The 24,638-nt window shown below is 69.7% G+C and carries 25 protein-coding genes and 1 pseudogene; 12 read left to right on the top strand and 14 right to left on the bottom strand.

Annotated elements, in window-relative coordinates:
• Window positions 1–7 precede the first annotated feature (7 nt).
• Window positions 8–1,018, top strand: a complete 1,011-nt coding sequence (locus HA039_RS02805; protein ID WP_167023225.1) for a LacI family DNA-binding transcriptional regulator — start codon at window positions 8–10, stop codon at window positions 1,016–1,018.
• 10 nt (window positions 1,019–1,028) lie between these two features.
• Window positions 1,029–1,292 carry a hypothetical protein gene (locus tag HA039_RS02800; protein ID WP_167023222.1) on the top strand — a complete coding sequence of 88 codons (264 nt, stop codon included), beginning with the start codon at window positions 1,029–1,031 and terminating at the stop codon, window positions 1,290–1,292.
• A gap of 122 nt (window positions 1,293–1,414) precedes the next feature.
• On the opposite strand, the gene trxA is transcribed toward HA039_RS02800, so the two are convergent.
• Window positions 1,415–1,795 carry a thioredoxin gene (gene trxA / locus HA039_RS02795; protein WP_167023219.1) on the bottom strand — a complete coding sequence of 127 codons (381 nt, stop codon included), beginning with the start codon at window positions 1,793–1,795 and terminating at the stop codon, window positions 1,415–1,417.
• A 127-nt stretch (window positions 1,796–1,922) separates the two neighbouring features.
• Here trxA and HA039_RS02790 point away from each other — a divergent pair, with 127 nt between their 5' ends.
• The gene (locus HA039_RS02790) at window positions 1,923–3,353 is read left to right on the top strand and encodes a dihydrolipoyl dehydrogenase family protein (RefSeq protein ID WP_208298523.1); all 1,431 of its coding nucleotides are present in this window, start codon (window positions 1,923–1,925) and stop codon (window positions 3,351–3,353) included.
• Window positions 3,354–3,456: 103 nt separating this feature from the next.
• Here the strand turns inward: HA039_RS02790 and HA039_RS02785 are convergent, their stop codons facing one another.
• Complete coding sequence (locus HA039_RS02785) at window positions 3,457–4,212, bottom strand: SDR family NAD(P)-dependent oxidoreductase (RefSeq protein ID WP_243869077.1); 756 nt, start codon at window positions 4,210–4,212, stop codon at window positions 3,457–3,459.
• 186 nt (window positions 4,213–4,398) lie between these two features.
• Between HA039_RS02785 and HA039_RS02780 the strand changes: the two genes are divergently transcribed.
• Window positions 4,399–7,140 carry an AfsR/SARP family transcriptional regulator gene (locus HA039_RS02780; protein ID WP_167023216.1) on the top strand — a complete coding sequence of 914 codons (2,742 nt, stop codon included), beginning with the start codon at window positions 4,399–4,401 and terminating at the stop codon, window positions 7,138–7,140.
• 122 nt (window positions 7,141–7,262) lie between these two features.
• Here HA039_RS02780 and HA039_RS02775 read toward each other — a convergent pair whose 3' ends face one another.
• Window positions 7,263–8,762, bottom strand: coding sequence for an FAD-dependent monooxygenase (locus HA039_RS02775; protein ID WP_167023213.1), 1,500 nt, complete (start codon window positions 8,760–8,762; stop codon window positions 7,263–7,265).
• A 476-nt stretch (window positions 8,763–9,238) separates the two neighbouring features.
• Between HA039_RS02775 and HA039_RS02770 the strand changes: the two genes are divergently transcribed.
• Both HA039_RS02770 and HA039_RS02765 read left to right on the top strand, forming a co-directional pair.
• Window positions 9,239–9,832 (top strand): TetR/AcrR family transcriptional regulator, encoded by a 594-nt coding sequence (locus HA039_RS02770; RefSeq protein WP_243869075.1) that lies wholly within the window; start codon window positions 9,239–9,241, stop codon window positions 9,830–9,832.
• Between the two features lie 148 nt (window positions 9,833–9,980).
• Window positions 9,981–10,586, top strand: a complete 606-nt coding sequence (locus HA039_RS02765; protein ID WP_208298522.1) for a TetR/AcrR family transcriptional regulator — start codon at window positions 9,981–9,983, stop codon at window positions 10,584–10,586.
• Between the two features lie 155 nt (window positions 10,587–10,741).
• Here the strand turns inward: HA039_RS02765 and HA039_RS02760 are convergent, their stop codons facing one another.
• The gene (locus HA039_RS02760) at window positions 10,742–11,764 is read right to left on the bottom strand and encodes a DUF4331 family protein (RefSeq protein WP_167023204.1); all 1,023 of its coding nucleotides are present in this window, start codon (window positions 11,762–11,764) and stop codon (window positions 10,742–10,744) included.
• A gap of 298 nt (window positions 11,765–12,062) precedes the next feature.
• Between HA039_RS02760 and HA039_RS02755 the strand changes: the two genes are divergently transcribed.
• Window positions 12,063–12,530, top strand: a complete 468-nt coding sequence (locus HA039_RS02755) for an acyl-CoA thioesterase (protein ID WP_167023200.1) — start codon at window positions 12,063–12,065, stop codon at window positions 12,528–12,530.
• 22 nt (window positions 12,531–12,552) lie between these two features.
• Complete coding sequence (locus tag HA039_RS02750; RefSeq protein ID WP_243869073.1) at window positions 12,553–13,314, top strand: GNAT family N-acetyltransferase; 762 nt, start codon at window positions 12,553–12,555, stop codon at window positions 13,312–13,314.
• Between the two features lie 649 nt (window positions 13,315–13,963).
• Here the strand turns inward: HA039_RS02750 and HA039_RS02745 are convergent.
• The 4 genes from HA039_RS02745 to HA039_RS02730 form a co-directional block, all read right to left on the bottom strand.
• Window positions 13,964–15,007 (bottom strand): zinc-binding dehydrogenase, encoded by a 1,044-nt coding sequence (locus HA039_RS02745; protein ID WP_167023197.1) that lies wholly within the window; start codon window positions 15,005–15,007, stop codon window positions 13,964–13,966.
• Window positions 15,008–15,262: 255 nt separating this feature from the next.
• Window positions 15,263–15,658, bottom strand: coding sequence for a (R)-mandelonitrile lyase (locus HA039_RS02740; RefSeq protein ID WP_167023194.1), 396 nt, complete (start codon window positions 15,656–15,658; stop codon window positions 15,263–15,265).
• 46 nt (window positions 15,659–15,704) lie between these two features.
• A complete protein-coding gene (locus HA039_RS02735; RefSeq protein WP_167023192.1) occupies window positions 15,705–16,511 on the bottom strand; it encodes a dioxygenase family protein in 807 nt (268 codons plus the stop codon).
• Window positions 16,512–16,578: 67 nt separating this feature from the next.
• Window positions 16,579–16,962: a hypothetical protein gene (locus tag HA039_RS02730; protein ID WP_167023189.1), complete on the bottom strand. Its 384-nt coding sequence runs from the start codon at window positions 16,960–16,962 to the stop codon at window positions 16,579–16,581.
• A gap of 207 nt (window positions 16,963–17,169) precedes the next feature.
• On the opposite strand from HA039_RS02730, the gene HA039_RS02725 reads away from it, so the two are divergent.
• Entirely contained in the window at window positions 17,170–18,732 is a 1,563-nt protein-coding gene (locus HA039_RS02725; protein ID WP_167023186.1) for a GMC family oxidoreductase, read from the top strand.
• A 224-nt stretch (window positions 18,733–18,956) separates the two neighbouring features.
• Here the strand turns inward: HA039_RS02725 and HA039_RS02720 are convergent, their stop codons facing one another.
• Both HA039_RS02720 and HA039_RS02715 read right to left on the bottom strand, forming a co-directional pair.
• A complete protein-coding gene (locus HA039_RS02720) occupies window positions 18,957–19,349 on the bottom strand; it encodes a PPOX class F420-dependent oxidoreductase (protein ID WP_243869070.1) in 393 nt (130 codons plus the stop codon).
• Between the two features lie 174 nt (window positions 19,350–19,523).
• On the bottom strand, window positions 19,524–20,084 hold the full coding sequence (locus tag HA039_RS02715; protein ID WP_167023181.1) for a TetR/AcrR family transcriptional regulator: 561 nt from the start codon (window positions 20,082–20,084) through the stop codon (window positions 19,524–19,526).
• A 617-nt stretch (window positions 20,085–20,701) separates the two neighbouring features.
• Here HA039_RS02715 and HA039_RS02710 point away from each other — a divergent pair.
• From HA039_RS02710 to HA039_RS34320, 3 genes are read left to right on the top strand one after another with little or no spacing between them, the layout of a single operon-like run.
• On the top strand, window positions 20,702–20,917 hold the full coding sequence (locus HA039_RS02710; protein ID WP_167023178.1) for a hypothetical protein: 216 nt from the start codon (window positions 20,702–20,704) through the stop codon (window positions 20,915–20,917).
• Window positions 20,918–20,955: 38 nt separating this feature from the next.
• Window positions 20,956–21,159 carry a hypothetical protein gene (locus HA039_RS02705; RefSeq protein ID WP_167023175.1) on the top strand — a complete coding sequence of 68 codons (204 nt, stop codon included), beginning with the start codon at window positions 20,956–20,958 and terminating at the stop codon, window positions 21,157–21,159.
• Window positions 21,160–21,172: 13 nt separating this feature from the next.
• Window positions 21,173–21,307 carry a hypothetical protein gene (locus HA039_RS34320; protein WP_279592814.1) on the top strand — a complete coding sequence of 45 codons (135 nt, stop codon included), beginning with the start codon at window positions 21,173–21,175 and terminating at the stop codon, window positions 21,305–21,307.
• 48 nt (window positions 21,308–21,355) lie between these two features.
• Here HA039_RS34320 and HA039_RS02700 read toward each other — a convergent pair whose 3' ends face one another.
• The 4 genes and pseudogenes from HA039_RS02700 to ilvN all read right to left on the bottom strand — a co-directional run.
• Window positions 21,356–22,333 (bottom strand): TerC family protein, encoded by a 978-nt coding sequence (locus HA039_RS02700; protein WP_167023172.1) that lies wholly within the window; start codon window positions 22,331–22,333, stop codon window positions 21,356–21,358.
• A 280-nt stretch (window positions 22,334–22,613) separates the two neighbouring features.
• The gene (locus HA039_RS02690) at window positions 22,614–22,850 is read right to left on the bottom strand and encodes a hypothetical protein (RefSeq protein ID WP_167023169.1); all 237 of its coding nucleotides are present in this window, start codon (window positions 22,848–22,850) and stop codon (window positions 22,614–22,616) included.
• Between the two features lie 84 nt (window positions 22,851–22,934).
• Window positions 22,935–23,936, bottom strand: a complete 1,002-nt coding sequence (ilvC, locus tag HA039_RS02685; RefSeq protein WP_167023166.1) for a ketol-acid reductoisomerase — start codon at window positions 23,934–23,936, stop codon at window positions 22,935–22,937.
• 187 nt (window positions 23,937–24,123) lie between these two features.
• Window positions 24,124–24,630: pseudogene (gene ilvN / locus HA039_RS02680) on the bottom strand (acetolactate synthase small subunit); the annotation flags it as partial.
• Between the last annotated feature and the right edge of the window lie 8 nt (window positions 24,631–24,638).

The following is a 24,638-nucleotide window of genomic DNA, read 5'->3' as shown; positions in this document are numbered from 1 at the left end:
GAGAGCGATGAGCCAGCCCCCCGAGCGCGCCGTTCCGACCAGTACCGACGTCGCCCGCCGGGCCGGGGTGTCCCGGGCCACCGTCTCGTACGTCCTCAACAACGCCGCGGCCGTCCGGATCAGCGAACCCACCCGCCGCAAGGTCCGTGAGGCCGCCGACGAACTGGGCTACGTCCCGCACGCGGGCGCCCGCAGCCTGCGCTCCGGCCACACCCGGATGGTGCTCCTGCCCTCCGCCCACATCCCCGTCGGCCCGCTCTACAGCGGCTTCTTCAACGACCTCCAGTGGGCGCTGCGCCGCCTCGACTACACCGTCGTGCAGTACGGCAGCCTCGGGCTCGACGGCGACGGGGCGGCCCGCGCCTGGGCGGAGCTGCGGCCGGTCGCGGTCGTCTCGCTCGGCGAGATCTCCCTGACGCCGCACGGCGTGAACGTCCTCAAGCGCTCCGGCGCGAAGGCCGTCATCACCCTCGGGCCGCAGCGCGTCGCCGGCGCGCACGCGCTGGTCATGGACCAGCGGGAGATCGGCTGCGGCGCGGTGTCCCACCTGGTCGAGCGCGGCCGGCGCCGCATCGGTGTCGTGATGCCCGAGGAGCCGGGCCTCGGGTTCTTCTCCCAGCCGCGACTGGCCGGGGCCCGTTCGTCGGCGGCGGCGTCCGGCGCGCACGTCGAACCCGTACCGCTCGCCTACACGGAGCGGTCGGCCGCGGCGCTGGCCCGGCGCTGGCGGGCGCTCGGCCTGGACGGGGTGTACGCGTACAACGACGAGTACGCGATGCTGCTGATGCGGGCGCTCCAGGACGAGGGCATCGACGTCCCGGGGGAGACCTCGGTGATCGGCGCGGACGACCTGCTGCTCGGCCGGTTGTTGCGGCCCCGCCTCTCGACCGTTCGGGTGGACCTGGTGACCGGGCAGCGCCTCGCGGAGCTGGTCGACCGCGTCGTCCGCGACCCCGGCGGGGAACCGGAACGCCACGACCTGATGGGCGCCCGGGCCGTCGCCCGCGAATCGAGCTAGCGTCACGTCCATGACGATCGTGCCGCAGCGTTTCGAGATCCTGCTCGTCCCCGAGTACGCCGAGGGCCACGAGGGCCCGCAGGAGCCGGAGAGCGCCCTGCGCTCCGCCGTGGTGGAGGCGACGGGCGACCTGGGCGCCTCCGGGTACCCGCGCTACGCGGGCGAGGGCATGGAGGCCGACATCGACGCGGAGACGCGTACGGTCGAGGCCCTGCTCGTGGACGGCGAGGAACTGGACTACGGCCTGTCGGCCCTGGTGGTCGACGCGGTCTAGGGCCTCAGGGGGGACACGAGGAAGGGGACGGGCGTCGCCCGTCCCCTTCCACCCGGATCACCACCGGGGCCCGGCCCCGGCCGTCAGCGGCCCCGGGAGCGCGCGCTCAGAGGAGCCCGCTCTCAGGCGCCCTGCGGGCCCTTCGCGTCCGCCTCGGACACCGACTTGCGTACCTCGTCCATGTCCAGCGCGCGGGCCTGGCCGATCACGTCCTCCAAGGCCGACTCGGGCAACGCGCCCGGCTGCGCGAACACCGCGACGTTGTCGCGGACGATCATCAACGTCGGAATCGAACGGATGTCGAACGCGGCGGCCAGCTCCTGCTGCGCCTCCGTGTCGACCTTGGCGAAGACCAGATCGCCGTGCCGCTCCGAAGCCTTCTCGTACACCGGGCCGAACTGGCGGCACGGCGCGCACCACGAGGCCCAGAAGTCGATGAGGATGAAATCGTTCTCCGACACGGTCCGGTCGAAGTTCTCCTTGGTGAGTTCCACAGTGGCCATGACCTGATACCTCTTCCTGCTCTCCGGGGGAAGCCGCCAGATGGAACGGTGTGTGGCACCGCCGTATTCCTCGACCGTTCCCCACGATCGTGTGGCCATGTCAGGGGCCCGGGAACAGAATGACCCCATGAGTGAAGCTATGGAGTACGACGTCGTGGTGCTCGGCGCGGGACCGGTCGGGGAGAACGTGGCCGACCGCGCCAGGGCCGCGGGGCTGCGCACGGCGGTGGTGGAGAGCGAACTGGTCGGCGGTGAGTGTTCGTACTGGGCCTGCATGCCCAGCAAGGCGCTGTTGCGCCCGGCGATCGCCCGGGCGGAAGCCCGGAAGCTGCCCGGGTTGAGCGGGTCGGTGCAGGGCCCGCTGGACGCGGCCGCGGTGCTGGCGCGCCGCGACGATTTCACCGCCCATTGGAAGGACGACGGCCAGGTCGGCTGGGTCGAGGGCATCGGCGCGGACGTCTACCGGGGCCACGGCCGGCTGGACGGGCCCAAGCGGGTGGTCGTCAAGGGCCCGGACGGTACGGAGCAGACGCTCACCGCGCGCCACGCCGTCGCCGTGTGCACCGGTACCCGCGCCGTGGTGCCCGACCTGCCGGGTGTGGCCGGTGCCAGGCCCTGGACCAGCCGCGAGGCGACCAGCTCGCAGCACGTGCCGGGGCGGCTCGTGGTGGTCGGCGGCGGCGTGGTGGGGGTCGAGATGGCCACCGCGTGGCGGGCGCTGGGCTCCCAGGTCACGCTGCTGATCAGGGGCGGCGGGCTGCTGCCCAAGATGGAGCCCTTCGCCGGGGAACTGGTCGCCGGCGCGCTCACCGAGGCAGGCGTCTCGATCCGGTACGGCGTCGCCGTCGCCTCCGTCGAGCGCGACGGCGGTACGGGCCCGGTGACGGTGGTGCTGGACGGCGGCGAGCGCGTCGAGGCCGACGAGATCCTCTTCGCCACCGGCCGCGCCCCGCGCAGCGAGGACATCGGCCTGGAGTCGGTCGGCCTGCGGCCCGGCTCCTGGCTCACGGTGGACGACAGCTGCCTGGTCGAGGGCAGTGACTGGCTGTACGCGGTCGGTGACGTCAACCGGCGCGCGCTCCTCACCCACCAGGGCAAGTACCAGGCGCGGATCGCGGGCGCCGCGATCGCGGCCAGGGCGGCGGGGGTCCCGCTGCTGGAGACCGACCGCTGGGGCGCCCACGCCGCCACCGCCGATCACGCGGCGGTGCCCCAGGTCGTCTTCACCGACCCGGAGGTCGCCTCGGTCGGCCTGACCCTCGCGGAGGCGGAGGCCGCGGGCCACCGGGTCCGCGCGGTCGACTACGAGATCGGCTCCGTGTCGGGCGCCAGCCTGTACGCCGACGGCTACACGGGCCGCGCCCGCATGATCGTCGACCTGGACCGCGAGATCCTGCGCGGCGTCACCTTCGCCGGCCCGGGAGTCGGCGAGATGCTCCACTCCGCCACGATCGCGGTGGTGGCCGAGGTCCCGATCGACCGCCTGTGGCACGCGGTCCCGGCCTACCCCACGATCAGCGAGATCTGGCTGCGCCTGTTGGAGACGTACCGGGGCTGAGGGCAGCGATCCCGGGGCGGACCCCTGGTACCCGTGCGTCTAGTACACGTGCGTCGGTGTGATCTCCGCGCGGGGATCACACCGACCCGCCGTGCCACCTCGGTCAGAGGGCGGTGCGACCGCCGTCGACGTTGAGGACGACACCGCTGACGAAGCTGGCCTCGTCGCCGGCGAGGTAGGCGATCGCCGCGGCGATCTCGGCCGGGTCGGCGATGTAGCCGAGCGGAGCCTGCGCGGCCAGTTCCTCCAGCGCGTCGCCCAGCGGGGCCACGAAGGGGGTGCGGGTCGGGCCCGGGCTGACCGCGTTGACGCGTACGCCGGAGGAGCCGTACTCGGCGGCCCAGTGCTTCGTCAGCATGCCCAGGGCCGCTTTGCACGCTCCGTACACGGCCATGCCCGGGATGGCGAACTGGCCGGCCATCGAGGTGATGTTCACGATCGCGCCGCTGCCGTGCTCAGCCATCGCGGGGGCGAGCGCGCCGACGAGGCGGAACGGCACCTTCACGTTGAGGGTAAAATGACTGTCGTACAGTGCCTCGTCGAAGCCGGCGGTGGCGCCGAGAGCGCCGATCGCGGCGTTGTTGACCAGGATGTCGACCCGGCCCCCGGTTGTCGCCAGCGCCAGTTCGGCGAGATCGTCGGCCGAGCGGGCGTCGGACAGGTCGGCCAGGAGGAAATCGGCTTTGCCGCCCGCGGCACGGATCGTGTCCGTGACCTCCTCGCCCCGCTGCCGGTCCCGCCCGGTCACCAGTACGTGCGCACCCCGGCCGGCCAGGAGCAGGGCGGTGGCCCTGCCGATACCGCTGGTCGATCCGGTGACGAGCGCGTTCCTGCCGGTCATGTCCTGCGCGGTTGTCATGATGGTGGTTCTCCAAATGAGCGGTAGTCTCACGGCCGTCCGGCTCGGTCGGCCATGTCCCGCAGTCAAGCCGCGCGGTGTCGACGCGGTATCACCGTTGGATCACCACCGAGGTCAGCGGCGTGATCGCGGAGGCCGCGGAAGTTGCGGAGGCCGCGGAGGTCGCGGAGATCAAGGAGAACGCCGATGAGCAGAGGTCTGTCGTTCACCGTTCTCGGCCCGGTGACCGCCCGCCGGGACGGCGTCGAACTCGTTCTCGGATCGCCGCAGCAGAAGGCCCTGCTGGCCGCGCTGCTGCTGCGTGAAGGCGCTCCCATGTCGATCGACGAGATCGCCGACGCCCTGTGGGGCAACGACGTTCCGGCGACGGTCGCCGGAGTGGTGCGGACCTACGTCTACCGATTGCGCCGTGCCCTGGGCGACGGCGGCGGAGCGCCCGTGATCCGTTCGGCGTTCGGCGGGTACGAACTTCCCCTCTGGCCCGGCGAGCTCGACCTCGCTGTCTTCCGCCGGCACGCCGCCGAGGCCGAGTCCGCCCGGCGCGCCGGCGCCGCCGGACGGGTCGTCGCCGAGCTGCGGGCCGCACTCGACCTGTTCCCGGGGACTCCGCTGGCCGGGCTGCCCGGCCCCTACGCGGAACGGCAGCGCGACGCGCTGGACCGGATGCGCTCGTCCGCCCGTAACGCTCTGCTCCAGGCGGAGCTGGACCGCGGCGGACACGCCTGGGTGGTCGACGAGCTGACCGCCCTGGTCGCGGACCGGCCGTTCGACGAACGGCTGCGCGAGATGCAGATGGTCGCGCTCTACCGATGCGGGCGCCGGGCCGAGGCGTTGTCCGCGTATCAGGAGGCGCGCCGGGCGCTCGCCGACGAGTTGGGCGTCGATCCGGGAGTGGGGCTGCGGACCCTCCAGGAACGCGTCCTGAGAGCCGATCCCGAGCTGACGGTCGTGCCGAGCCCCGACGAGGAGCCGGTGCCCCCGCCCGTTCCCGTCGCGGCGACGGCGCAGTTGCCGCCGGACCTGAGTGTCTTCTCCGGCCGGGCGGAGCATCTCCGCGAGGCCGTGGGGCTGCACGCCCGGCCGCGCACCGGACCCGGCCCCACGGTGGGCCTGGTGACGGGCACCGCGGGGGTCGGCAAGACCATTTTCGCGGTGCACTGGGCCCATGCGGTGGAGGACGATTTCCCGGACGGCCAGGTGTACGTCAATCTCCGCGGATTCGATCCGACCGGCACTCCGACGCCCCCGGACGAAGCGGTGCGTATCGTCCTCCAGTCGCTCGGCGTCGCGGCCGACCGGCTTCCGGCCCATCGCGACGCGCAGCACGCGTTGTACCGCGGCATGCTCGCCGAGCGCCGGCTGATCCTTCTGCTCGACAACGCACGCGACGCCCGGCAGCTCCGCCCGCTGCTCGCCGGCGGACCCGGGTGTCTGGTGATCGTCACCAGCCGGGCGCAGCTGGGCGGGATCGTGGCCGTCGACGGTGCTCATCCGATCCATCTGGACCTGCTCACCGAGGCCGAGGCCACCGACCTGCTCAGGCGCCGCCTGGGTGACCGGCGGATGGTGGCGGAGCCGAAGGCGGTGCGGGAGCTCGTACAACTGTGCGCGGGACTTCCGCTCGCCCTCGCCCTGGTCGCGGCCCGGGCCGCGTCGCGTCGCGATTTCAAGCTCCGTGACATCGCGGCCGAGGTCTCCGGCGGCGGTCTCGACGCCCTCGGGGCGGGCGGTGACCCGGCCGGTGACGCCCGCAGTGTGTTCTCCGCGTCGTACGCCGCCCTGAGCGAATCCTCCGCGCGGGTCTTCCGGTTGCTCGCGCTGCATCCGGGACCGGGCATCACCGTCGCCGCCGCCGCGGCGCTGGCGGACGTGCCGCAGCGCACGGCCCGCCATGCCCTGCGGGAACTGGCCGAGGCGGTCCTGCTCCTGGAGGAGCGGCGGCCGGGACGGTACTGCTGGCACGACCTGCTCCAGGCGTACGCGGGCGAGATCGACACCGGGATCGACCGGGCGGACCGCTGGAACGCCGCGCGACGCCGGTTCTTCGACCAGCTTCTCCGGAGCGCGACGAACGCGGCCTCCGTCCTGGACCCGTCCCGTACGCGGTACGTCCCGGACCTCCCGGTCGGCGACGTCGTGGCGGAGCGCCCGGCCGACTACGCCGAGGCGCTGGCCTGGACGGCCCGTGAACACAGGGTCCTGCTGGCCGCCGTGACCGCCGCGGCCACGACCGGGTTCCCGCACCACGCATGGCATCTGGCCCGGGAGTTGGAGACATTCCAGACGCGCGTCGGCGACTGGACGGAGATGACCATGGTCCAGCGGGTCGCGCTCCAGTGCGCCCGGGACCTGGGTGACGTGGTGATGCAGGCCGGGGCGCACCACTCCCTCGCCAAGGCGTGGCACCTGCTGGGCGACCACGAGGCCGCCCGCGCGGCGGCGGCCGCGGCGGTGGACGAGTACCGGGCTGCCGGGCACCGGCGTGGCGAGGCCGACGCCCTGGGCAGCCTGGGCGACGCGGCCGCCTCGCTCGAGCAGTTCGGGACGGCGGTTCGGCACTACGAGGCCGGCATCGCCCTGCACCGCGAACTCGGTGATGACCTCGCGATGTCGGCCCTCCGCGACAGCCTCGCGCGGGTGCGCTCGCGGACGGGCCGCCCCGAGGCGTCGCCGCCCGCGCCGCGACCGGCGCCGACCTCGTTCGCGGAGCCGGAGGTGACCTACTTGGTCGCGGAGAGCTTCGCGTACGTCGGCGACGCCCACGCGGCCAAGGGCGACACGGCGGCCGCCCTGGACTCCTGGCGGCGCGCCAGTGACCTGCTGGCCGAGCTGACCGCTCCGGAGGCGGTCACCCTGCGCCAACGGGTCTCGGGGTGGACTGCGGCCGCGGAACGTCGCCCCGATCCGACGGCGCACCACGGTTCCTGATCCACCGTCCGCGACGGCCCGCCACCGGGCCGCCTGGCCTCTCCCTTGGGAAGATCCGCGTCAGCAGGTCGTGGAAGGCGCGGCGTTGCGGGGCGTCCAGCTGTTCCGGCGAACAGGCATCCCTACGGAGTGAATGCCCTGACCGCGGCGGTGAAAGCACTGGCCCAGTCGGCCGTGATGATGGCGCCGACGTACCCGTCCGGCCGGACGAGAACGAGAGCGTCACCGTCAACACCGTAGATGCCGGCCAGCTGACCGGTGTCATCGGTGAGGTGGTCACCGTCGATACCCCGGCCACTACGGACGGCGTAGCGGCGCAGTTCAGCACCTTGGGCGGGCCAGGTCAGGCTGGGGAGAGCGTCGGCAGCCTCGGAGCCGAAGGCCAGCAGGGTGAAGTGCGGCCCTCGGTAGATGTCGAAGAGCCGCCTGGTGCCGCGGGCTGCGCACGGCGCGTCCGGTGCCCGGTCGCCCACGTGCAGGGTCCTGGTGGCCGAAGCGTCTGCCGGGGCGAGCGGTCCGCCGCGGTAGGTGAGCCCCAGTTGTCGTTCCTCGTCCCCGCGCTTGAGACCTGCCACACGGCGGTTGCTGAGGCTCTCGTAGAGCTGACTCGACTTGCCGAGAACGCGCGCGGCGATCGGCAGTCGTTCTGTCTCGTAGGTGTCGAGCAGACCGTCCGGCGCACCGGCGAGCGCCTGTCCGAGTTTCCACCCGAGGTTGTACGCGTCCTGGACACCGGTGTTGAGCCCCTGCGCGCCGGCCGGCGTGTGCACATGGGCGGCGTCGCCGGCAAGGAAGACCCGTCCGGCCCGGTAGTGCTCCACGAGTCGGACGTTGGGCCGGAACGTGGACGTCCAGGTGATGTCGCGAAGCCCGAGGCCCGTGAGGGCCTTGAACCGGGCGGTCAGGGCGTCATGGTCGAGATCCGGCGTATCACCCGGCTTCAACCGGATCATCACCTGGAATTGGTCGGAGTGCGGCAGCGGGCAGGCCCCTACCGATGTTCGGGGCCACATGTGCCACCTGTCGCGGGACAGCCCGTCCACCGTGCAGTCGATGAGGAGCGTCTTGTCCGAGTCGTCCGTCTCACCGAGAAAGCCGAGACCGGCCGCCTGTCGCACAGCGCTGGAGCCACCGTCGGCGCCCACGAGATACCTGCTACGGACCCGCTCCCCGGTGGAGAGCGTCGACGTGACGCCGTCGGCGTCCTGCTCGAAGCCGTCCAGGGCGACCCCGTACTCGATGCCGAGTCCGAGGCGGTCGAGGAGACGGTGCAGGATCGCGTCGGTCCGGTGCTGGGGCAGCAACAGGACATTCGGGTACGGCACATCGGGGGTGGGCCTGTTCCGCTGTTGCATCTTCCAGGGCGCGGTCACGGGCCCCAGGTGAAGTCCCGCCAGCGGGTAGGGGCCGCCCTCCGCCTGCGCCTCGTGGAGCACCCCGAAGTCCTCGAGCACTTCCTGGGTGCGCGGCTGGATTCCCTTCGCGCGGGAACCCTCGAATGCGTGTGGCGCCTTGTTCACCACGCGGACACGCAAACCGCGCCTCAGCAGGTCGGCCGCCAGGGTGGAACCGGTAGGACCAGCTCCGGCGACGACGACATCGATTGCGTTCGGATCTGTCACGGTGGTCGACCTCGTTGATTCTGTCAGCAGGATGGCAAGAGCGGCCGTGCCGAGCCTTCGAGGGGCGGCGAACGTCACGGGGTCCCGGTGATCGGCAGGCCCTGTCGCCCCTTCGGGCTCTCGGATTCGGCTACGGCGTATCCACAACTTTCGGATACACCGTAGCCGTTAAAAGCCTGACCAGGCAAGCCGGGAGGGTGCAGCGCCCTCCCGGCCCAAGAGCACTCTCCGCAGGCGACGCCCGCGGCAATAGTGGGGCCCGGCGAATTCAAAGGCTCGGAGACCAGGCACTCGTAGCGCCTGCGGTGTTGCCGATATGAATATCGGGTCAAGCCCGGCGCCCGATTGTCGTAGGCGGATCAATGCATACTTGCCGGGTGCAGATACCACGTGAGCAACCGCGACGGAGCGAGCCACCCACGCGGCGCTCTCCGGGCCGGCCGCCTGTCCCCCTGGACCGGATCGTCGCCACCGCGATGCGAATCGTCGACGAGGAGGGCGCCGAGGCCCTGTCGATGCGGACGCTCGCCAAGCGCCTGGGCTCCGGCACCGCCACGCTCTACCGTCACTTCGAGAACCGGTCGGAGGTTGTCGCCCAGGTGGCCGACCGGCTGTTCGGCATGATCGAGGTCGGACCGCCGCCGGCTGACACCGACTGGCGTGAGGCGTGCCGCACCATGATGGAGAGTGTGTTCGCGGTCCTGCGCCGGCATCGTAACGTCGCTCCGCTGCTGATCGAGGAGACCCCGGCCGGCCCGAACGCGATGGCGGTCCGCGAACGGTGCGTCGCCATCCTGCTGGACAGCGGCTTCCCGCCGAAGATCGCAGCACAGGCGTACGCGACGCTCGCCCGCTACGTCCTGGGCTTCGCCATGCAGCTCGGCGGCCAGGGAACCGCCGACCGGTCCGACGAAGAACGGGCGAGAGCGGCCATCCGCCTCGCCGGTCCGTCCCAGTACCCGGCCACGATGAGGGTCGCCGACTTCATCCCCGTACCGCTGGAGGACGAGTTCTCGTTCGGACTCACCCTGATCATCGACGGCCTGAGTCGATTCCGCGAGGATTCCTGACGCCGAAATCGACGCCCGGTCGGCTGAAAGGCTTCGTTCGGCGACTTTCGCCATACCAGGCCGTGGTCCTAGGGCTGTACAATTATCAACCGTAAAGGTATCGTAAGTTTCCACCCCAGGCGCGGGGTCGAGAATGGGAATATCGCTTATGGCTTCTGGACTGCGTGAACGCGGCAAGACCAAGCGCCGCACTGCGATCATCCGTGCCGCTCATGAGTTGTTCGGCGAGCGGGGATATGCCGCGACCACCATTGCTGACATCGCGGAACGGGCCGAAGTCGCACCTCGGACCGTGACCGGCTATTTCCCCTCCAAGGAGGAAATCGCTCTGGTGCGGTTCACCGAGGCGGCTGATCGGTTGGCTCATGCCTTCCGCAATCACAAGCCCGACGAGTCGGCGCTGGACGTACTGACAGCATGGCTGCTGAGCAAGCACGACAGCGACGACCCGGACGGGATCCGTGCGCTGACTCGCAGGATGTACAAGACCAACCCGAACCTTCGTGCACTACGTGCGGCACGGATGGAGGAGGCTGTCGCACTCGGTGCCGAAGCGCTGGCGAAGGAACTGGGAATTTCCCCAGGAGATATCACGGCACGGATCGCGTCGGCCGCAGCTGCGGCCATTGCCATTGACATCCTCGACAACACACCCGACGACGAACTCGACGATGCGGTGGCCACGGTGAGGGTGTTTCTCCAAGCGGGACTCGGTGCGTTGACGGCACGGCGTCGTGGCGGGGAATCCACCTGACGAGGGACCGCCTGCTGACACTGGGCGTCTTTGGTCAATGAGCGACCCAATCGCCGTTCGTGCGAAATCTGATCCCGCTGTGGCGGCTGCTCGTCCTGCCGGGGCGCGAAGCGGCTGGATACGGTTTAGGCGTCACCGCTTCGCGAACCGGGCATTCACTGCGGTACGACGTAGGGGAAACGGTCGTTCCGCTGGTCCTTGGTGGTGGCGGGGGAGAGGCCGCTGGGCACGGGCAGGTTGGTGACGAGGGACATCATCACCTCGGGTGAGTTGTCCGCGCGGGTGCGGCCGTTGCGGGCGGCGAAGCCGAAGGAGGCGGGGGTCCCGATCACGTAGGGCAGCACGTCCGGGAGGAGTTGCAGGGCGACGGTCTGCCCGTATCCGGCGGGGTCGGCGGAGGTGCCGGTGGCGGCGACCACGGTGGCGATGCGGCCGGCGATCGCCCGGCCGTCGGCGGCGACGTCCTCGGACGGGTGGCGGGTGTTGGCCGGGTTCGAGAAGTCCGTGTCGTCGGGCCAGAAGATCGGCCACATCATCGGGTTGCCGCCCCGGTTGATCTGCCGCCACCCGCCGGCGTCGGTGGCCAGCTTGGTCGCGCACCACACGCCGGTACGGGCCCCGGGCCGCAACCGGTCGTGGGTGTGCGGGACGTCGAGGACGATCGCCTCGACCGTCGTACCGGCGAAGGTGTTCTGCGCCTCCCGGGGGTTCCAGGACGACAGGTCCACCGCGGTGCCCTTCCCCACGGCGCCGTTGACGAGGGAGAGCAGGGACAGGTCGACGTAGAAGGCGTCCTGGACCCGCCCGGCCCAGGCGCGGATTCCGGCCCCCGACGCGGTTTCACCGGTACGGCCCTCCAGCACCAACTCCCCCTCGGCGGCGTCCCCCTGAGCGTCGGCGCCGGTCAGGGAGTGCAGGCGCAGCGACTGCCGGCCGTCCGCGCCGGGCTCGCCGAAGGAGAACCGGTAGGTCAGGGCCTCGTGGTCGGCGCCGTCGAAGTGCACCTTGATCTCGTAGCGCGCCTCGTGGTGGAAGCCCGGCTCGGCGTATACGCCGGTGATGTTCGAGTTCACGTCCATGACGAACACCGTGCTGTCCTCGCCGGGGAAGACATAGAGGTCGTCGATGAACAGCTGGCCGTTCTGCGCCGCCAGCGGGGTGTCGAGGTGATGAGACATGACTGCTCCGTTTTCTTCGCGATCCGCTTTGCTCGGAATCTAGTGGTGCCGGAGGAACGGAAGGCGTTGCGACGCGCTTCCGGTCCGAAGGCGTTCTCGGGTGCCGACGACCGGCCCGCGGCAAGGGTCAGGGGCTGCCACGTCGTCCTCGGCGGCATGAGGTCGGTCGACCTGGATGCCTCCCAAAGCAAGTTTGCCACAGATGGCAAACTTGCGTAGCGTGGCATCCATGGGCCGGCCACTGCTGCTGTGGGATCAGCGTCCGAAGTCGGCCTGTACGCAACGAAGGAGAAAAGTGATGGCACGTACTGTTCAAGACACTGCCCTGCCGAAGTCCGAGTTCGGTGTTCTGATGCCGGTGAATGTTTTCTTCGACGACTTCGATCCCTTTGGCATGTTGCACAACAGTCGGTACCAGATACTGGTCGAGCGAGCCTTCGTGGCCTTTTGGCGGGATGTAGGCATAGGTGGTTCGACAGGTCTGGAAAAGGACGCCTTCAATGTCGTCAAGGCGTTTACTGTCATCTATGACGCGCCCGTGACGGCGTATGGCGAACACGCCGTTCACCTGTGGATGGAACGCATGGGCAACACCTCCGCCACCGTAGGTTTCCGGGTGTGCTCGATCGACGGGGTCACCACATATGCGCACGGAAGTCGCACCGTCGTCCGCCTCGACAGCATCACGCTACAGCCGACGCCGTGGTCGGACCGTGTCCGAGAAATCGCGAGGACTATCGAAGGGCCGCAAGGCAGGATCGAGTGAGGCGAGGCGAATGATGAATCCAGTGGACGATCCCCTGGAAGCGGTCACCTTTTCCTATGTGGCCGCACTTGAGAACTTGGCCACGGCTTTGACGGGGCGAACGCAGAGGAGTCCGGATGGGACTCTCTTCGCGATGTCCGGCGCGCCCATTGCTTCATTGAACGGGATCGTGAGCCCCCTTTTGTCGCCGGATGTCAGTCAAATTTCTTCACTTACTTCCCTGGCGGGTGCGCAGAGACTCCCATGGAGCATCAGGGTGCGGGGAGTGCCGGATCGAGACGTCGCCGAAGTGGCGGCAGCGCACGGGCTGACCCGATACGAGCGGCAGCCTTTGATGACACTGAGCTCGAGAAGCGGAGCGCTGCGCGAACTGACCACTGATCCGCTGCGCGTGCGGGCCTTGGCGGCTGACGAGCTGGTTCTGTACGCCGAGACCGTTGCCGCTGGGTATCAGGTTCCCCGTGAGGTTTTCCACGTACTCGCCAATCCTTCCCTGAAGCTCGAAGGGTTCTCATTCTACTTGGCGGAATTGAAAGGAGTGCCTGTCGGAACGGGCATGACGGCATCCACCGGCGGGCAGATCGGAATATTCACCATCAGTACGCTGCCGGAATATCGACGGCGCGGCTATGCGCGGATGGTCACTGCGGAAATAGTGAGAAGAGGGTTTTCCGCCGGGGCGGATGCCGCGTATCTGCATGCGGTGAGCGGTGCGGCCGAATCTGTTTACGCGTCGATCGGATTCGAAACACAGGAATTTATGACGGTGATCACCGCTCCATGACCGCGCGGTTCTGGCCGCGACCCACCGACCATGGTCCCGGCAGGGGTCGGTTCAGGGCGACCGAGCGTCACGCGCAGATCGACAGGGGGCCGTCAACAGGTGGGTGAGAATGGGCCCCGGCACGCGGGACTCGGGCCGCGGTACCGGCCGGTCGCCGGCTCCTGCGGCCCGCCTCCTGTGCCGCCTTGTGCGCCATGACGTCCACCCTTGAGTACGGATTGCCACGACGTGGCCAACTCCTCGACCAGACAGGCGTCAAGCGCCGGCGCGTCTCGTGACCTCCAGCCCGTGGGGCGCGAGATGAAGCGGGCCCTGGGGCCGGCGCACTTCGAGGGCCGCCGGTCGTGTGTGGGGACGGCACCACCGGTCCGAGCGGGAACTGGCTCGACGGGCGAGAAGGTCCTCGACGACCGAAAGCCGGCGCTTAGGTGGCCGGGGGGCCCGAGCGGCCGCACGGTCAGCTTCATGCGGAAGGGCATGTCCAAGTACGCAACCGGACTCGATACGACCGTCCGCAACATCGCTCCCTACGAGATGACCGCGCAACACGCACTTGAACGGCTGGGAGCCCTGAGCTTCCTCGCGCAGGCACTGCGGGCCACCCGGTCTGTGGGTGTGGCCTTGTCCGGCCTCCACCGGTGTCCGGAGGTCAGGGCTTGACGAGGATCTTGAGGCTCTGCCGGTCGGCCATGCTCCGATATCCGGCGGGGACGCCGTCGACGTCCGTGGTGGTGTCGAAGACCTTTCCGGGTTCGATGGTGCCATCCAGGATGGCGGGCATGAGTTCGTCGATGTAGGCGCGGACCGGGGCGAGTCCACCGGTGAGGCAGACGTTGCGCATGAAGAGGCTGGCCATGCCGATCGGTGCCTCTTCGTACTGCGGGACGCCGATGCGGCTGATGATGCCGCCCGCGCGCACGACGCCGACCGCCTGTTCGTAGGCCGGCAGGTGGCCGACGGCTTCGATGACCGTGTGCGTGCCCTGTCCGCCTGTGAGTTCGCGGACCGCTTCGATGCCTTCGGCGCCGCGGGCGGCCACGATGTCGGTGGCGCCGAACTCGCGGCCCAGGTCGGTGCGGTCCGGGTGGCGTCCCATGAGGATGATCTGCTCGGCGCCCAGGAGCTTGGCGGAGAGTACCGCCATCAGGCCGACGGCGCCGTCGCCGATCACGGTGACGCGGGTGTGCTCGTCGACACCGCCCAGCACGGCGGCCCGGTGGCCGGTGCAGTACACGTCCGACAGGGTCAGCAGGGAGGGGACGAGAGCCGAGTCCGCGGCGACGGGGAGCTTGACGAGGCTGCCGTCGGCCAGGGTCACGCGGATGGCCTCGGCCTGGGCGCCCTCGTCCGGTTTGAAGTCCCAGTAGTTCGCCTCCGGGTGGGTGCAGGAGGTCTGCAGGCCCTCGCGGCAGAACTCGCAGGTGTTGTCGGAGATCGCGAACGGGGAGACGACCAGGTCGCCGCGCTTGACGGTGGTGACCTCGGAGCCGGTGTCCTCGACGACGCCGACGAACTCGTGGCCCATCCGGAGGGGCCCGGCTGTCGGACTCAGTGAGTTGAAGAGGTGCAGGTCGCTGCCGCAGACGGCGGCCGCCGTAATGCGGACCACGGCGTCGGTGGGGTGCTTGATGACGGGATCGGCGACATTCTCGACACGGACATCGCCGGCGCCGTACATGAGTGCTGCGCGCATGGTGTCCTCCATTGGGGTGGTGGAGTTCTGGGTGGTGATGGTCAGTAAGTGGTCGTTGGACGTGGGGATGGGGGTGGGCCACGGAAGGTGTCAATCCCTGCTCCGTACGGACCCTGGGGCGTCGGCCGGGACGGCCGGGGTGGAGCGGCGCCGCCGGTTGAGCGTGAGGGCCGGGGACCTGTGAGTCCGGGGACCACCTGGTCATCCGGAGGGGATGACGCCTTGGGGTGCCCGTCGCCGGCGCCGCTGTGGGATCTACCCGGGGTACTCGTCCTTGGTGAGGTGGGAGCCCCAAGTGGTGTGGGTGCCGGTCCCGTCGGCGGCCTGGTAGGCGATCTGGGTGTGGAAACACCCGGGGGCGGCACCGTGCCAGTGGTTCTCGCCCGGCTCGATCGAGACGCGGTCGCCCGGCCGGATCTCCTCCACCGGTCCGCCCTCGCGCTGGACCAGGCCGACGCCCTCGGTGGCGTAGATCGTCTGGCCGAGAGGGTGGCTGTGCCACGCCGTGTGGGCTCCGGGCGTGAAGCGGACCACTCCGCCCATGATCCGGGAAGGCGGCAGGGGCTTGCTGATCACGTCGATGTAGACGTCCCCGGCGAACCCTTCGGGGGGACCGGCCATCGTTTCGAGTCCGTTGCTTGTGACGTTCATCTTTGTCCTCCTGTGGTGGTGTTCTTCCTTGGCCCGTGGCACGTCGTCACGCCGCGGGTCGCAGGTGGAAGGTGTATTCGCACGAGTTGAACGGGGTGCTCAGCGCGTACAGGGCTGCCAGGTCCTTGTCCTCGTTCCGGATCACGTCGATCTTCAAGTTCTCCTTGACGGCTCCCGATACGTCGCCGTCTCCTTCGAGCCAGTCCCCGCCACGGAAGTAGAGCTGTGTCGTGACCAGTTGGTGGCCCTCGGCCGAGACCTTGAGGTGGAAGTGCGCGGGCCGCCACGCGTGGCGGCCGATCATGGTCAGGAAGCGTCCTGTGGGACCGCCCGTGGGAATCTGGTACGGCTGCGGCCTGATCGTCCTGATCCGGAAGCGGCCCTCGTCGTCCGTGACGAGCTTGCACCGGAGGTTCAGCGGGGGAGCGTCGCCGACGAAGCTGGAGTAGGTGCCGTCGTTGCCGGCGTGCCACATGTCGATGAGTGCGCCGGGAACGGGCTTGCCGTCGAGGTCGAGGACCTGGCCGCTGAGCACCATCGCCTCACCCGGCTCGTCGTCGCGCATGGGCATGACGTACGGCTTCTCCGTCAGGAGGGGCGCGTTCTCGACGTAGTACGGGCCCTCGACCGTTCCCTGCGAGCCCGGCAGGCCGTCGAACGTGGCCTTCTCGACCGTCGCCTCGAAGTGGTTGTCGATGAACATCGGCACCTCGCGGGCGTCGACGAGATCGCGAATCCACAGGACCGCGGCCGAGTACTCGTCGTACTGGACCTTCTTCGCGAGCAGGACGCCGCGAATCGCCTGGAGAAGCTCGCCCGACACCTCGGCCACGCGCTCGTTGTATTCGGTCATTGCTCTGACTTCATCTCCTTGGATGTGCTTGTTGGCTTCGGCGGGATCGGACGGTGAGTTCCGCCGGTCACAGCGACAAGGCGGGTGCGAACCCTGCCGCCCGCATGGTCGCCGTGTCGTGGACCTGACGGATGAAGGTGATCCGGCCCTCGGCGACCTTGAACTGCTCGGCGATCCGAAGGGTCCCGATCGGGTCGAGCACCAAGTCGTAGATCATCAGCGCCTCGCCCGGACCGGGGCCAGCGCAAGCCGACAGGAGCTGGACGCTCGAAATGCTTCTGCCGAAGCCGCGGATCGCCTTCACGAACTCCCGTTTGTCCACGTACGTGTTGACGGGGAGGTCCGTCTCGAGGCGTTCCGCGAGGAGTCGCGAGGCCGCGTCGAAGTCCTTGGTCGTGGTCCACGCCTCGTGGTAGCGGCGCACCACGTCCCACGTCTGCTCGTGCGTCATGTCGTTCCTCCTCGGCTTGCAGGGGCCGATCCCCTGAACCGCATGACCAACGTACATACCAATCGTTCAGTATGTCAACGGCGTACTGAACGATTGGTATGCGAGTTTCCAGGACCCCCTTCGAGGTCGAGCTGGCCTGCCTACTGAACGACTGGTATGTTAGTGAGGAGGTCGTTTTGTCTGATTTATTTCGAAGGGATGTCCCTCATGACCGAAGCAGCGCAGGATTTCGACTACGTGGTGGTGGGGGCCGGCACGGCCGGTTCCGTACTGGCGGCGCGTCTGTCGCAGGACCCGGACGTCCGGGTCCTGCTGATCGAGGCGGGGCGGGCGACGGGGCCGCCGGCGATGGCGGTGCCGGGTGCTTGGTTCAGCCTGTGGGGCGGTGAGGTGGACTGGGGGTTCCGGACCGTCGCACAGGCGGGGCTGAACAACAGGGAGATCGTCTACCCGCGAGGCAAGGTGCTGGGCGGCTCCAGCGCCATCAACGCGATGATGCACGTACGCGGCCATCCGGCGGCGCTCGATGCCTGGGGGGTACGCGGCTGGGGATCGGCCGACCTGCTCCCGTACTTCCGGCGCAGTGAGCGGACCGAGGGGCTCGACCCCGCCTACCGGGGAACCGGCGGCCCGGTGCGGCCCAAGCCCGTGGACACCCCCCATCCCGCGTCACGGGCCGCCTTCGACGCGTTCCGGGACCTCGGTATCCCTGTGTCGAACGATCTCAACGGCGCGGACCCCGAGGGCCTCACCTGGACGGAGCTCACCGTGGCCGGCGGGGTCCGGCAATCCGCCGCCGACGCCTACCTGACGCCGGCCGCCGGCCGCCCTCGTCTCACCGTGGTCACCGACACCCTGGTGGTGGGGCTGACCTTCGAAGGCGATCGGTGCACCGGGGTCCGCTATGTCGAGGGCGGGGTGGAGTCCGAGGTACGGGCCACCCGCGAGGTCGTGCTGAGCGCCGGAGCCGTCGGCTCGCCGCACCTGCTGCACCTGTCCGGGGTGGGACCCGCGGACATGCTCCGTGAACACGGCATCGAGGTGGTCCTGGACCTGCCCGGAGTCGGCGCCAATCTGTCCGACCACCCTGTGGGGCTGGCCACCTACGCGGCGGACCTGACTCCCGGCCACAGCAATCACATCGATGTCGTCGCCGCCGTGCGCAGCAGCGAGGACGTGACCCGGCCGGACCTGCACCTCTTCTTCATGGACGTGCCGCTGGCGCCGCCCGACCTGGTCGGTGGCTACACCATCGGTGTGGGACTGCTGTCGCCGTACAGCCGTGGTTCGGTCACGCTCGTCTCGGGAGCCCCGGACGCCGCGCCCGCCATCGATCCGGGCTTCCTCACCGACGAACGCGACATCGACCGCATGACCGCCGGTCTTCGCCGGGCACGCCAGGCAGGCGGTTCCAGGGCCCTCGGGCCCTGGCGCGACCACGAGGTGCTTCCCGGTCCGTCGGTGCGCGACGACCGCGACCTGCACGCCTACCTGCGCGAGTCGGTCATCTCGTACTGTCACACCGGAGGCACGTGCCGGATGGGCGCGGACGCGGCCGCGGTCACCGACGAGCACCTGCGAGTGAAGGGGATCGAGGGGCTGCGGGTGGTCGATGCCTCGGTCATGCCGACGCTGTCCGAGGCCAACACCAACGCGACCGTCCTCGCGATAGCCGAGAAGGCCGCGGATCTGATATCCGGAACCTCACCTGGCGGCCATGTACCCGTACGGAACCGAGACAGGCACTGGCAGCAGGGCATGGACTGGTGACCGGAGCATCGCGGAGCAGGCCGGCGCGGCGGCGAGCGCCGCCGCGGACCTGCTCGGCCTGCCGTTGACCGTGGTCGCGTACGACAGTGCCGAACTGGGCCGCGAGGCGGGCCGGTTGCTCATCACGCGTACGGCCGGGGGAGCGTCACGTACCGGGGGAGGCGTTCCGTACCGGCGTGTGGCCGTGCCGACCGCGCTTGTTTGCTACGGCCCACCGGAGGCCTTCAGTCGAGAGTGATCCGGATGCCGACACTCCCCTCGCTCCCGCGCCGCAGTCGGCTGCCGAGCACGGTGAGCCGCCCGGCCAGACCGTACTTGCGTCCCACGAGACCGCGATAGCGCTTGGTCTGCGGGCCGTCGACGAACACGGCCCGGCCCGGGACCTGCTCGCCCGAGGGATTGCCGCGTATGTCGCACGCGCCGACCAGGACGTCGGACCGGTTGCGGATCCGCTTGGCCTTGCCGGAGTCGGCGACCGTCCAGATGCCGAGGGCGTCACCGTCGCGGATCACCCACACGGGGGTCGGTACGTGCCTGCCGTCCCGACGGAAGGTGGTGACCAGCAGGTACTTGCCTGATGCGAGCCGTTCGAGTGCCGTTGGATCGGTGGTGGTCACGACGTCACGCCCTGTGGTGGAAGGGGTGTGCCGCCGGGGGCGGTGTTCGGGATGAGTGCGGACGTCGTTCTGTTCACCGTGGTCCCAGGGGTGTCGGGAGACCGGGCGCGGGATGCGGACCGGTGGTCGAGAATCTAACATACCAGTCGTTCAGTAGGTCTGATGTGGTGAGCTTCAGGACTCACCGCCCGCGTCGAGCGTGGCCATCGCGGCCTCCAGCAGGGTCAGTCGCGTCTGGTCGGTCAACTTGCCGTGGCCTGCGACGAGCGCGGCCATGGTGCCTTCCTTGACGGCGGCCACGGCCATGCGGGCGCGGATGACGCGGAGGGGTGAGGGGTGCTCCCCGGCGACGGCCATGATGATCAGTTCGGTCTTCCCGGCGAAGTCGTGACGCTGGGAGTGTTCCTGGAGTACGGAGGCGTCGCCGGACTGAAGTGCCATGTAGGCGGCCGGGTGCTGGGCCTGGAGATCGATCAGGGCGCCGAGCAGCTCCCGCGGTGTCCGGCCGGCGGCGTCCTCGGCGATGACCGCGATCTCGGCGGCGGGCTCGGCGACCAGGGCGGAGAGGATCGCCTCCTTGGACTTGAAGTGGTAGTAGAGCGCCCCCTTGGTGACACCCAGGGCCTCGGCCAGGTCGGCGATCGAGGTCACGGTGTAGCCCTTGGTCCCGAACAGCTTCCGTGCTTCGTCGAGGATGTCCGCCCGCATGTCGCGGCGCTGGTGAGGAGGATTCATGCGCCTAGGATACTAAGCGTTCAGTACGAAAGCGCCCATGCGGAACAATGACACACGTACTGTGACCGCCGGGCTCCGGACTGCTCGCCCTGACGGGTGCCCCTACCGCGAGCAGATCGGCCGCCGGCTGACCGGCCACGCCGCCGCCGTCACCGCAGACGTCCGCTGGTCCGAGGGCTCGGAACAGGCACCCACCGCCGGTCGCGCAACTGCTCCTGACGATCTCCGACGCGGTGCGCCGCGCGGGTACCGGTCGACCTGCTCATCCTCATCGAGGGTGGAGGCTTCGGCCTGTGAGTGGCCCTTACCGCGTACGCCACGGGGCGGGTCGGTCGTGGTGGGGTGCAACCACCCCCGCGTGACGGTGCGGGCGAAGGAAGAGGGAGAGCGCCGACCTCCTGGTGGGGCAGCGGCCTTCCCAACGCGTGGCTCGATCAGGGCAGTTGTCGGAAGGCCCGGTATCCTTCCGAGGCACCCCGAGCCGTTGCCCCGCGGGCTACGGGTCGCGCTGTCGACTCGTCGGTGGCTGAACAGCCCCCAGCGGGGCCTGTTCAAGGCGGTGATGCCGCAGGCTGATGACCCGTATATGTCGCACGCACACTCCGCACGCTCTCGTCGTGACGTTCTCGCCACCGGTGCCTTGCTGGGCGCCGGAGCCGCACTCCGAGGTTCAGGACCTCGCGGAGCTGTGCGATGTCCTGGTGGTGATGCCGGGCATGCCGCTCTTCGGCTTCTGGACCGGCTGGTGGAACCACGGCGAAGGCGGCTCTGGAAGTCGTGCCCCTGGTGGAACGGAGTTACGGCGCCGGGCCCAACAGGGCGGCGGCAGGTGAGTCCCAGGGCGGATTCGGGGCCCTGGGACTCGCCGCCCGTGGCCACGGGCCTGTTCGGCGCCGTCGCCGCCTTCGGGGCACCCGTACACCCGGTCCGGCACCCCGAAATGTGGCTCTCGGGTGCGAAGTTCGTCGGCGTGGACGGCTACGCGCTCTTCGGTGACCCGTGGGAGCAGTGGAAGACCTGGCTCGACTGGGATCCGTACCATGACGCCCGAGGACTCCGTCACACACCCGTCTAGCGAAGAGACACGCATGCTCAGCGACCGCCTCACGTCCCTGGGCGCACCCGTGACCACGCATCTCTACGCAGGCGGCCACACCGGCACCTATGGCCACCCCGAGCGGCGCCGCGCCTTGCCGATGCTGACGGCGGCACTGCGCCGATGATCTTCGGTCGGCAGGCGCCGGGGGTGCGGCGCGCGGGTAGCGCGCAGGTCAGCTGTCCTCGGACGGGTTCTCCCGATGCTCGTCCTCGGACGCCGGGAGGGGGCGCCGGACGCTCAGGAGGACGGAGGCGGCCAGGATCGCGACGATGACCGCAAGGCTGAGCAGTGAGGGGATTTCCGGGATGCTGGTGCTGAACAGCTTGTGGGAGGCCTGGAGGATCAACTTCACGCCGATGAAGGAAAGGATCAGCGCAAGGCCTTTGCTGAGGTAGTGAAACCGGTCCAGCAGTCCCGCGAGCAGGAAGTACAACGCCCGTAGACCGAGGATGGCGAAGGCGTTGCTGGTGTAGACGATGAACGCGTTGTCGCTGACCGCCAGAACGGCCGGCACGCTGTCCACCGCGAAGACCAGGTCGGCCGCCTCGATCGCGGCGACGACCGCGAGCAGCGGGGTCGCGACCCTCTTGCCGGCCTCCATGACGAAGAACTTCATCCCCGCGTATTCGTCGCGGACGGGCACGACCTTCCGCAGCAGCCGGACCGCGATGCTCGTGCCGGGGTCGAAATTGTCCTCTTCCCCTTTGAGGATCTTGTAGGTGCTGTAGAAGAGGATGGCGGCGAAGACGAACAGCACCGCGGTGAACCGGCTGACGACGGCCACACCGGCCGCGAGGAAGAGCCCTCGGAACACCAGCGCGCCGATGACACCGAAGAACAGCACGCGGTGCTGGTAGGCGCGGGGCACCTTGAAGTAGGTGAAGATCAGCGCGAAGACGAACAGGTTGTCGACCGACAGGCTCTTCTCCAGCAGCCACGCGGTGGTGTACTCCACCCCCGGAGTCGTGCCGAGCACCACGAAGACGACCGCACCGAAGACCAGGGCCAGTCCGACCCAGGCGGCGCTCCAGGCCGCGGCCTCCCTGAACGCGATGACATGCGCCTCGCGATGCGCGAGCAGGTCCACGGCCAGCGCGACGATCACGGTGACGGCGAACGCCGCCCAGAGCCAGAACGGCACGTCGACCACGGATGACCTCTAACGCCGATGTGGACGAAAGCCCCTGAACCGGGCGGGCAGGGGTGGTCTCACGCTAGTGCGCGACGGGTCGGCGCCCCGGCCCACACACCGGTGCCGGGTCCGGGTAATCACGCCCGCGGAAGTCGCCCACGTGTGCTCTGTGCACCACACACCCGAAGACGCTGGCGGCACCGCCGCCGCGGCCGGGGTAGGTCGGGTGGTCGTCACCCATGTCGGCCGTTTGGGCCGCGACCGCCCGGGGGCCGTACCCCGGGCGGTCGCGGGGGTGTCAGTTGCGGACCAGGAGGGTGAGGCCGGCGGCGGCTGCTCCGAGGGCGATGCTGACGACGCCGTCGCGCAGGCGGTTGTCGCGGGTGAAGGGCAGGGCGTGGTCCACGGCGATCCGGCCCGGGCCGGTGGGGGAGAGCCCGGCGGCCCCGCGCGGGGCGAGGGGGGCCGGGCGCGGGCGGGACCTGATCCGGCGTGAGGTGCCACGGCGCCCCCTGTCACGGCTACCCCTTGCCATGGCCGCCCCCTCCCATGGCCGCCCCCTCCCACGGCTGCCCCCTGCCGCGTGCGGCAGGGGGCGCGCCGGTGGGGTGGACAGGGGTTACGCGTCGGCGTCGACCCAGCTCATGAGCTTGCGCAGTTCCGCGCCGGTGGTGGCGAGGAGGCTGTCGCTGTCGGCCTTCTTGTACTCGTTGTACTTCTTCAGGCCGCCGTGGTACTCGTCCATCCAGGTCTGGGCGAAGGACCCGTCCTGGATCTCGGCGAGGATCTTCTTCATCTCGGCCTTGGTCTGGTCGGTGATGATCCGCGGGCCGGTGACGTAGTCGCCCCACTCGGCGGTCTCGGACACCGACCAGCGCATCTTCTCCAGACCGCCCTCGTACATGAGGTCCACGATCAGCTTCAGCTCGTGCAGGCACTCGAAGTACGCGATCTCCGGCTGGTAGCCGGCCTCGGTCAGCGTCTCGAAGCCCGCCTTGACCAGCGCCGCCGTACCGCCGCAGAGCACCGCCTGCTCACCGAACAGGTCCGTCTCGGTCTCCTCGGTGAACGTCGTCTTGATGACGCCCGCGCGGGTACCGCCGATCCCCTTCGCGTACGAGAGCGCGAGCGCGAACGCCTTGCCCGAGAAGTCCTGCTCGACCGCCGCGATGCACGGCACGCCGCGGCCTTCCTCGTACTGGCGGCGCACCAGGTGACCCGGGCCCTTGGGCGCGACCATCGCCACGTCGACGTTGGCGGGCGGCTTGATGAAGCCGTAGCGGATGTTCAGGCCGTGGCCGAAGAACAGCGCGTCGCCGTCCTTGAGCTGGTCCTTGATGGACTCCTCGTAGATCTTGCCCTGGAGCGGGTCCGGGACCAGGATCATGATCACGTCGGCCTCGGCGGCGGCCTCCGCCACCGACACCACGCGCAGCCCCTCCTCCTCGGCCTTGGCCCTGGACGTGGAGCCCTCGTGCAGACCGACCCTGACGTCGACACCCGAGTCACGCAGCGACAGCGCGTGGGCGTGGCCCTGGCTGCCGTAGCCGATGACCGCGACCTTGCGGTTCTGGATGATGGACAGGTCGGCGTCGTCGTCGTAGAACAGCTCGGCGGGCATGAGGGTCACTCCTCGGTCGGTGATGGGGGTCTGGCGGGAAGGGGTGGGGCGGCGGAGGGAGGGCGTGGGGTACGGGGGTGGTGCGCGGCCCGCGGTGTCAGGCGCTCCGCGCGGTCGCGGCGGTCACGGCGCTCGCGGCCGTGGTGGAGCCCGCGGTGGCCGGCGTCAGGCGCATCGGCCGCGCCTCGCGTACGGTCCGGTCGGCCAGGGCGCGGGGGCCGCGCCCGATCGCGATCGCTCCGGACTGCACCAACTCCTTGATGCCGAAGGGCGCGAGCATCCGGAGCATCCCGTCGAGCTTGTCCCCGGAGCCGGTCGCTTCGAGGACGACCGCCTCGGGGGAGACATCGACGACCCCGGCGCGGAACAGCTCGGCGATCTGGACGATCTGGCCGCGCGTCGTGTTGTCGGCGGCGACCTTGACCAGGACCAGTTCGCGCCGGACGGCGGAGTCCGCCTCCAACTCCACGATCTTGACGACGTTGACGAGCTTGTTGAGCTGCTTCGTCACCTGTTCCAGGGGCAGTCGCTCGTCGACCCGGACGACGAGGGTGACGCGGGACAGCCCGGGGTGCTCGGTGGTGCCGACCGCGAGCGAGTCGATGTCGAAGCCGCGCCGGGAGAAGAGGCCGGCGACCCGGGCCAGGATGCCCGGTGTGTTCTCGACCAGGACGGAGAGTGTGTGCTGGGACATGTCGGAGG

The organism is Streptomyces liangshanensis (assembly GCF_011694815.1).
GTDB classification, from domain to species: domain Bacteria; phylum Actinomycetota; class Actinomycetes; order Streptomycetales; family Streptomycetaceae; genus Streptomyces; species Streptomyces liangshanensis.
This window is presented reverse-complemented; position numbering and strand designations above follow the sequence as displayed.